The sequence below is a fragment of the Protofrankia symbiont of Coriaria ruscifolia genome, assembly GCF_900634745.1.
Lineage (GTDB): Bacteria > Actinomycetota > Actinomycetes > Frankiales > Frankiaceae > Protofrankia > Protofrankia californiensis.
Map to the genome: position 1 here is coordinate 1 of NZ_CAAAFR010000166.1, position 8743 is coordinate 8743.

The following is an 8743-nucleotide window of genomic DNA, read 5'->3' on the forward strand; positions in this document are numbered from 1 at the left end:
GTCCGCGGGGTGGTGCAGGGGCGGGCCTGCCGGGTGTGGACGCGCCGGCGGTTGCGGAGTTGGTCGGGGCCGAGCGCGGTGGCGATGGCGGTATGGACGGCATCCAGGGCGGCCCGCATCCCGGCGTGGAAGGCGGTCTGTTCCCCGGGGGTGGTGGCTGGTCCGGAGGTCCGCAGGGGTGAGGGAGTGGCGGTGAGGGCGGCGTGCAGGCCGCGGCGCATGTCGGTGGTGAGCAGGACGGGGTCGCCGTGGGGGTGGCGGTCGTAGGCGGCGTCGCGGGCGAGGACGGCGAGGGCGTAGGCGCGTAGCGCCGCCACGGTCCGGGGGAGGTTCTGCTCGGTCACCGGTTGGCTTCGGCTTGGTGGGTGGTGGCCGGTGTGGTGGTCGCGAGGAATTCCACGGGGCCGACCGCGTAGTCGTCGATGCCCGCTGTGCGGGCGAACTGGTCGGCCGCGGCGGCGTTTTCGAAGACCAGCACGATGCCCGTGACCTGTCGCTGGTGTGCCCCGGCGAACCTGACCAGCCCGTACAACGCCTGTTTGTCGTGCACGTGTATCGCCTCCGTGGGTCGGGGAAGGAGAAGGGCTGGTTCCGGGCGGGCCGTGTGTGGCCCGGGAAGGCACCCGCCCGGAACCAGCGAGGTGCGGCGCCGTGCCGGGGGACCGCTGTCAGCCCGGGGCTGGAGCCGCTGCCGGAAGTTCATCGCGTTCGTCTCCCCGTCGGGACGTTCACCGTGGGAGATCCCGGAGGGATACTCGGGGGATACCGGGGGAGGATCGGAAGTCCGCACGCCCGCGCCGTACAAAGACCCGTCAGGTCGTGTCCGCACTTGTACGCTTACGCTGTGAGACGGGCTGCGGTGTCATCGAACGAGCAGTTGCGCGCCGCCCGGCTGCGCACCGGTTCTGCCGAAATCCCGGGGGAGCCGCTGTCGCGGCAGGAGCTGGCCGAGCGGGTGAACCGCTGGACGTTCCACCGGGATGGCCGTATCACCGAGGTGGACGGGAACTACATCGGCAAGCTGGAACGCGGGGTCATCCGTTGGCCGCAGCGGTGCTACCGGGAGGCGTTGCGGGCGATCCTGCGGGTTGAGACCGACCGGGACCTCGGCTTCCACCGCCCGGCACGGAATGCGAACGGAGGCACGGACGTCGACCGGCAACAGTTCCTCCGCGCGGCAGCGGTCGTCAGCGCCACCGCAGCCCTACCCGTGCCCGGCACGACGGCCGGGGCTGCCACCGTCTCCGCTGAACGCCCGGAAATCCTCAACCGACTGCGGGCCGCGGTGACCACGCCGGCGGGATGGCGGCATGCCCACGAGCCGACTCCGACGGGTGTCATGGAGCTGGAGTGTGCGGCCCGGGAGGCCCATCGCCGCTACCAGGCAGCCGAGTACGACGCGGCAGCGGTGCTGCTCCCCGATGCCGTGACCGACCTTGACGGTCTGATCGTCGAGGTTCCGGCGTTCGCCCGCGCCGAAGACCTCCACACCGCCCGGTCGGTCACCTACCTGGCGGCGGCGAAACTCGCGAGCAAACTGAAGGATCATGATCTTGCCTGGGTCTGCGCGGACCGGGCCGCACAGTCCGCCCTGACCGCGCACGCGCCCGCTCTCGCCGCCACCGCCCACCGGCAGATCGCCTGCGTGTTCCACGAGACCGGACGGTGGCAGGACGCGGAACGCATCAGCCTGCAGGCCGCCGAAACGCTCACCCGTACCGGTGATGGCCACAGCCCGGATTTCCTGTCCGCGCGGGGCGCGCTGTTCCTGCTCGCGGCGATGACCGCCGCATACCGAGAGGACCGGGCCGAGGCCAGGCGGAGACTCGCCTGTGCGGCCGAGGACGCGAAGCGGCTGGGCGGGGACGGTAACCGGTTGTGGTCCGGGTTCGGGCCGACAAACGTGGCGCTGCACGCCCTGGGAGTGTCGCTGGTGTGCGACGCACCGACCGGCGCCGTCGAGATCGGTAACCGGATCGACACGAGTGCGCTCCCGTCGTCGTTGGTGGGCCGGCGCGCACAGGTCCACGTCGAGGTCGCGGACGCCCACGCCCGGCTGCGGGACGACGCCACGGCCACCGTGCACGTGTTGGAAATCGAACGTCTCGCGCCGCAGGTTCTGCGGTTCCACGCCCAGGCCCGGGAGGTGGTGGGCACGATGCTGCGGCGGGCCCGTGGGTCGACGCTCCCGGTCCTGCGCGGGGTAGCTGACCGGGCTGGTATCGCCGCCTGATGCCGACCGAGGCCGGCTCACCGGTGCTCTACGCGGTGGTGTGCGCGGCACCGCCCGCCCGTCAGATCGACGGCTTCGTCCGCCAGGCCCGGAACCTGGGATGGTCGGTGCGGGTCGTCCTCACCCCGACCGCCGCCGACTGGCTCGACGTCGATGCCCTGACCCGGGTAAGTGGGAGTCTGGTGCTGGCCAGGCCCCGGCATCCGGACGAGCCGCGCGCGGCACCGGCTGATGCCGTCGCGGTCGTGCCCGCCACGTTCAACACCGTCAACAAGTGGGCGGCCGGGATCAGCGACAACGCCGCCTTGGGCGTGCTCCACGAGGCGATCGGGCTGCGTCTGCCGGTCGTCGTCGCCCCCTATGCCAAGGACACCCTGACCGCGCATCCGGCGTTCGATCACAGCATCCGGCTTCTCGACGAGTACGGCGTGACCGTTCTGCCGACCAACATCATCCGCCCGACGGAGAGAACCGACGTTTTCCTCTGGGAACCAGTCTTCGCTGCTTTGCCGAATCTACCTGTTTAGGATCAAGGAGCGGCGCGAGCCTGCGCCGCGCGACGGCTGCGCGTGGCCCTGGCGGGCCATGCTCGCCGGCGCGTCGCGTCATCCCGCTTAAGAACGCGAGTAATTCGCAATCTAATACCTAAGACTCTGGTACAGTTCCCTTCGTGACGCACATTTTCCGAATCGAGACGGTCGCCGAGAGAGGCAATGCGCATGACATCATCTTGACTTCGGAGAACGGGGAAAAATTTTTTGCGACACGAATAGAGCGGTCAACGGTCGAATGGACTATCGACTGCAAGCCGACCCTTCTCCACGATTTTTCTGTACAAGACTTTTTAGTATTCGTCCTTTCACGGGGCGATAAGCTGATGACGGGCAATCCCGACTGTCAGATTCGGGAGGAACGCCATCGGGGCAACCCGTATTTGACGATAACAATCGCCTCTGAAACCGAGAATTCCAGCGGCTCGCGTTGGCCGTTTTGTCTGGTCTACTTGCATGAATGCGGCCACATCGAGTTTGCCTGTCTCCTACTAAGGCGAGAAGGAGACGAATCATCCGAACTGATGCGCGCCGACTCTGTGGAGGCACTTGAAAGGATTCGAGCGAAGTCCGTATGCGCGAGCGCCGAAAGCGATGGCGGCGAATACTTTTGGGATATTGGAGCGATGCTCGACTCTCCTCATATTCGCCTTGCAAATGTCTGGGAGGCAGCGGAGGTTCTCGACCTCGTGGCTCAACTGCCCCGAGATCGCCGCAAGATAGGGCGCAGCGCAGTAGTTCGCGTAGTGGAATCCGGATATCCAGAAGCGCTAGTCGGTGTGGCGGAGAACGAATGGCTGGATGCTAAGTCGGAGATATACGACTTCAATAGCGATCGAGGGAAGATCGAGTTCGCCAAAGATGTTGCACAGTTTGCAAACTCTCCATCAGGCGGCGTTCTGGCGCTTGGCTACCGAACAAGAAAGCGCGGCGGGCTTGATGTAATTCATAAGATGACTCCTTTCCCAAACTTGCCTGCAAACCTAGTTCAAAGGATGCATGACCACCTCGCCGCGCGCCTTTACCCTCCAGTCTCGGGATTGACGGTGCACCAGGTATCGGCAGGTTCGGGAGATATTCTACTTATCGACATTCCTCCTCAAGCGGATGAATCTAAGCCTTTTATTGTGGAGGGTGCGCCCATCGAAGGAAAAGGCATGGGATCCTCGTTCATGATCCCACTTCGCAGCTATGCAGGTATACGGCCAGTATCGGGTCGCGAGCTACATGCACTCATTGCAGGCAGAGTATTCCGCTCCCAAAAGTCTGTTGAATAGGTCAGCCGTTGAGATAGCCGCACGCGGAAGCTACCGCGTCAAGAAGCACGACGAGCCCGCCTCGATCCGCCACCCGGGTCCCGCCACAGTCCGACTCCACCCACTCGCCCCACGCGCCGCGTGACCAACCAGAATCAAGATCGACACAAGCTAAACGGCATTGGGCCTAGGGCCGCCCCAATCGGCCCTCCTGGCGCGATCTGCCTAATAAGCTCCGAAAACCTCCAGGCTGCATACGAGTAGGAGTTCAGGGGTATTGGGATCACCGATACCAAAGTGACAGATAGGGTCCGGGTTCTCCGGGGAGGGTGGAACTCTCGCAAGACTTTCGGGAATGAGCTTCAACCCCATCTCGGCCATCCCATTGGTTGCGGCGGCATCGTTGAGAAGTTTTTTCAGGTCCTAGAGCACTTTGACAAATGGTTCAGTCTGCATCTCGCTGCCTCGCAACTGCGACGTCGCTGCGGACGGCCGCAGCCGCCAACCAGCCCGGAGGTAACTTGGTCCTCGCGGAGAAATCTAACCATGAACCGGAAGAGACCCCGACCAAAGCCGCGCATTCTAACCGGTGGCAACCTAAAAAAACTCGATTAGACCGAGCGCCCTTGCAGGAGGTTTCTCCAGATATTTCTCCAGAGGTGCGTAGGGTTCCTCAGTTCCACGGATGCGCTCGTACCAAGGGATGACTCCTCCGTTGCAGCCCCAGCAAAGCAGTCCACGAATACATTTCCCGCACGACTCGGCCTTCTTGGGGCAGCATCGATGATCGTGATCAAGGTGAAGTCCGGCGTCGTCTTGATGGCTGATCCCGCAGATCGCGCACTTGTAACCTTGGAATTCGAAGAGCTGATGAATATCCAAGAATGAGCGTTGATGTTTCCTGGCTCTCGTGTCGATTCCTAGGCAGAGTTTGCAGGCACTTCGCGGCAGCCGGCGTTGGCCATCCAAGGTGAACCTTAACAAGGGTAGTTCTTGTTGACAGAAGGTGCACCAGTACACGCCGCGCCCAATAAGTTCTGCACCTTCCTCGGGACTGGTGCGTTGTACCAGGGGCGCTAGCGTCTGGCCGCGTCGCTGCATCATGCCATGTGACTTGCAAAGCTGCTCAGCACTCTCTGCTTTGCGCACACACTCGGGCCCCAGGCACTTGTCGGCGGGCGAGGTTAGCGGTCGCAAAGCCGTGAATGGTAGTCCCCGCTTTCTCTGCTCGTGGTGGGAACGGCAAAGGCCGGCCGAGACCGGACGTCGCTCGCAGTCAGACAAGGCGTTGCACGTATCATCAGGTTGGATAACCCAGTCGTATAGGGGCGACAGTGAGCCGGATTTTCTGAGCTGCTGATAATGTGCACTGCACAGCCTGCGGGCGTAAAGCGGGCGCAGGCAGCCATCGAATGTGCAAGTTTCTTCCTTCGCGGCCGGGAGTACCGTCAGATCATTGCCGGCGCGTTTCTGACCATAATGTCCGCGACAGAGTCCTTGGGCAAGGTGCGGGCGGTCGCACCTTCCTTCGAATGTGCAGCCCCTTACTTGCCCGATGAGGGGTCGAAGAGGCGTCAGCTCGACTCCTCTTCTTCTCTGATTGTAATGGCTCTGACAGAGATCTCCGTGTGTTGATTCTCGATCACAAATTTCGAACGAACATTTCATTCTGATTGCCATGATCAAGGATGCTACAGCAAGGCCATTTATCTCGATACAGCGGTGTCAGTGGGCCAGATGTGACAGCGATAGTTGCCTTTCCGTGGATTTCTCGTCGCCCAATCTTGATTGGGCGTTGGGCCTGGTGGTACTGATCCCGTGGCGGTCCAAGGAGGAAGGCGCGGTCGGCACCGGTCCGTGTCGTGCAGTGCGGGTTTACTCGAAAGCTCAGGAGCTGTCGCCGTCGGGGCGCCGACGACGCGCAAACCGGAGCGCAGCCGACGCCGGCAGACGGATCGATCATCCGTTGGCAGCCAGGATGGCAGCCAAGCCAGCGGACAACGGCGGACTAGCCCGGACGCCAGCGGAATCCGCATTGGGCGTGACCTGGACCGGCGGACGACTGTGGACGACTACAGAGGAGTATCCGAAGATCTCATAATCCGTCGGTCGTGGGTTCGAGTCCCACCCACCCGCCCCACCACGTTCCGTAGCTAGCGTCTGACCTGGACGAATAGGTTAGAGCTATCAGTCGGGACGGTCGGAGGTAGGCCAACAGGCAGGTGGGCCGCCTCGTTTGCCGGTTCGTACGGAACAATGCTCCTCGCCCGGCGACCCTCCAGCGGCTGCTGTGAGTGACATCTGATCCCATAGATCGGCTCAGCGTGTTCGCGCCTCAAGACGTGGCCGCCGCTCACGCGAGCCATGGTTGCGGCTCAACGCCATCTCAGCATGCCCGGGTCGGCCGGTCGTCATGCGGTCGCTGGGGTCGGCAGCGTTTTCCTGTTCGCCAGTTCGCGGTGACGTTGCTGATGAGACTGTCGAGCCTGTCGCGGGTGTTGACCAGATCGGCGATCTGCTGGTCGATGCGATCCCGTTCGGTTGAGAGCCGGTCAAGCAGCTCTGGCGTGGCCCGGCCGTTCACGACGCATGGCAGCAAGTCCACGATCGACTTGCTCGGCAGCCCAGCGGTGAACAGCTGCTGGATCAGCTGGACACGGTCGACCGCGCTGTCCGGGAAGTGCCGCTGGCCGCCGGGGCTGCGCTCGGCGGCCAGCAGGTCCTGCTGCTCGTAGTACCGCAGCGCTCGGACGCTGACGCCTGTTCGGGCGGCGAGTTCGCCGATGCGCACCGTTCCCCCTGGTATGACCTGGGTCACGCTTCTTGCCTCTGACATCAGTGTCAGGTTCTAGCGTATCTCACCGAAGGCTGCGCACCCGTACGCCATATCAGCCGCGAAATGGCCGAGAGGGAGATCTTTAATGACCGGAACGGGCGTCACGATGACGAACACGGCCCTTGACGCACCCGCTCCAATCGTCTCGGTGAAACCGGTAAAGGTACCGGCCCCGGGCCGGGGTCAGGGCCTCCTGGTGCGGGTGTCAGCTCCGGTGACCGGGCGGGAATTGCCTGTTGTCGTCTTCTCCCACGGCTTCGGATCGTCGCTGGACGGCTACGGCCCGCTGGCCGACTTCTGGGCTGCTCACGGTTTCGCGGTCATTCAGCCCACTCATCTCGACTCCAGGACCGTGGGCCTTCAGCCCGGCGATCCCCGCACGCCACGGCTGTGGCGTTTCCGGGTTGAGGACATGAAGCGCATTCTTGATCATCTTGATCTCCTGGAAGCCGCCGTTCCCGGCCTGGCCGGGCGCCTGGGCCGGAGCCGTATCGCCGCTGCTGGGCACTCTTTCGGCGGCCAGACGGCGGGCATCCTGCTGGGCTTGCGGGTCCCGGGTCCGGAGAGCAAGGAGCCGGAGGACCTGTCCGACTCGCGGATCACAGCGGGCGTGCTGTTCGCCACGGCCGGGCGGGGCGGGGCCGACCTGACGCCGTTCGCGGCCGAGAACTTCCCGTGGCTGAGGAACCCGAGCTTCGCGGACATGGCCAGGCCGGCCCTCGTGGTCGCGGGGGATCACGATGACCTCCCGCTGAGCGTCCGGGGGCCGGAGTGGATGACGGACCCGTACTTCCTGAGCCCTGGCAGCAAGAGCCTGCTCACCCTGTTCGGGGCAGAACACTCGCTTGGCGGAATCACCGGCTACGACGCCAGGGAAACAACGGACGAGAACCCCGAACGGGTGGCCCTGATCCAGTGGCTCACCTGGGCCTACCTCCGCCATGCGCTCGGCATTGATGATTCCATCTGGCCGGCGGCGCAAAAGACCCTGTCGGAAAGCAGCAACCCGCTGGGCCGGATCGAATCCAAGTGAGGCAGAGGAACCAAGGAGTGTCATGACAAACCTGCGCGACGTGAAGGACTTCAAGGACCTGGCGAACGTCCCGAACCTGAATGAGCAGGTCATTGAGGACTTCCGGGCGAACGGGGGACGCGTTGGCGGCCCCTACGAGGGCGCACCGATCATCCTCGTCCACCACGTGGGGGCGAAGACGGGTATGAAGCGCGTGTCGCCCATGATGTATTTCCCGCAGGAAGACGGGCGTATGGTCATCGTCGCCTCCCACGAGGGGGAACCGAAGAATCCCGCCTGGTATCACAACCTGATGGCAAACCCGCGGACTGACGTCGAGGTGAGCACCGAGACATTCTCCGTGGTGGTTAATGAGATCACGGGGGAAGAACGGGATGCCGTCTGGGCGGACATCCTGACGATGGTCCCTGCTCTCGGCGAGTTCCAGAAGATGACGACCCGCACGATCCCCGTGCTGCGCCTCACCCGGATGAACTGACGAACGCAGGCAGGGATGGCCGACAACCGACGCCGACTCGGACGGTGGATGACCGAGCGATCCCTTCTCGACGGCTCGAAACGCTGGCGAAGCTCAGCAAGGCCACCGGCCTGACCTTTGACCTTCACGTCGCCAACGGAGCCGTCGAGATCGTTCAGGTCGCCAAGGTCGCGGCTACTGCCGCCGCTCAGGCGATGACGCAGGCCCACGGATCGCACGACGAGATCGACGAGCTTCTCCGCATCCTGCCCACAGACACGACCGTGGAAACCGGTTGAGGTCGAGCAAGCGAAGGAACGCTGACTGCCGGCCGGGCAGGGCGGATGTATCTATCCAACCCGCGCCCGGCCGGGAGG

10 protein-coding genes are annotated in these 8743 nt (G+C 63.9%); 6 read left to right on the top strand and 4 right to left on the bottom strand.

The genetic code is table 11. From position 1 onward, the window contains the following. Positions 1–344 (bottom strand): hypothetical protein (locus tag CV1CTNOD_RS18305; protein ID WP_131787247.1); only part of this gene is annotated, 344 nt, incomplete at its 3' end. Next, the gene (locus CV1CTNOD_RS25840; protein ID WP_207386536.1) at positions 341–790 is read right to left on the bottom strand and encodes a hypothetical protein; all 450 of its coding nucleotides are present in this window, start codon (positions 788–790) and stop codon (positions 341–343) included. The genes CV1CTNOD_RS25840 and CV1CTNOD_RS18305, both read right to left, overlap by 4 nt. 54 nt (positions 791–844) lie before the next feature. On the opposite strand from CV1CTNOD_RS25840, the gene CV1CTNOD_RS18315 reads away from it, so the two are divergent. The 3 genes from CV1CTNOD_RS18315 (at position 845) to CV1CTNOD_RS18325 (ending at position 4061) form a co-directional block, all read left to right on the top strand. Continuing rightward, positions 845–2233 (top strand): hypothetical protein, encoded by a 1389-nt coding sequence (locus CV1CTNOD_RS18315; protein WP_207386537.1) that lies wholly within the window; start codon positions 845–847, stop codon positions 2231–2233. Continuing rightward, complete coding sequence (locus CV1CTNOD_RS18320; protein WP_131787250.1) at positions 2233–2760, top strand: flavoprotein; 528 nt, start codon at positions 2233–2235, stop codon at positions 2758–2760. Before CV1CTNOD_RS18315 ends, CV1CTNOD_RS18320 begins: the two co-directional genes overlap by 1 nt. Positions 2761–2903: 143 nt before the next feature. Continuing rightward, positions 2904–4061 carry an AlbA family DNA-binding domain-containing protein gene (locus tag CV1CTNOD_RS18325; RefSeq protein ID WP_131787251.1) on the top strand — a complete coding sequence of 386 codons (1158 nt, stop codon included), beginning with the start codon at positions 2904–2906 and terminating at the stop codon, positions 4059–4061. A gap of 576 nt (positions 4062–4637) precedes the next feature. Here CV1CTNOD_RS18325 and CV1CTNOD_RS28425 read toward each other — a convergent pair. Both CV1CTNOD_RS28425 and CV1CTNOD_RS18335 read right to left on the bottom strand, forming a co-directional pair. After that, positions 4638–4868, bottom strand: a complete 231-nt coding sequence (locus CV1CTNOD_RS28425; RefSeq protein WP_431607136.1) for an endonuclease domain-containing protein — start codon at positions 4866–4868, stop codon at positions 4638–4640. A 1558-nt stretch (positions 4869–6426) separates the two neighbouring features. Then, entirely contained in the window at positions 6427–6831 is a 405-nt protein-coding gene (locus tag CV1CTNOD_RS18335; protein WP_131787258.1) for a MerR family transcriptional regulator, read from the bottom strand. A 130-nt stretch (positions 6832–6961) separates the two neighbouring features. On the opposite strand from CV1CTNOD_RS18335, the gene CV1CTNOD_RS18340 reads away from it, so the two are divergent. From CV1CTNOD_RS18340 to CV1CTNOD_RS18350, 3 genes are read left to right on the top strand one after another with little or no spacing between them, the layout of a single operon-like run. After that, the gene (locus tag CV1CTNOD_RS18340) at positions 6962–7909 is read left to right on the top strand and encodes an alpha/beta hydrolase family protein (protein WP_131787253.1); all 948 of its coding nucleotides are present in this window, start codon (positions 6962–6964) and stop codon (positions 7907–7909) included. 22 nt (positions 7910–7931) lie between these two features. Next, entirely contained in the window at positions 7932–8387 is a 456-nt protein-coding gene (locus CV1CTNOD_RS18345; protein WP_131787254.1) for a nitroreductase family deazaflavin-dependent oxidoreductase, read from the top strand. A gap of 44 nt (positions 8388–8431) precedes the next feature. Then, entirely contained in the window at positions 8432–8665 is a 234-nt protein-coding gene (locus CV1CTNOD_RS18350) for a hypothetical protein (protein ID WP_131787255.1), read from the top strand. Positions 8666–8743 lie beyond the last annotated feature (78 nt).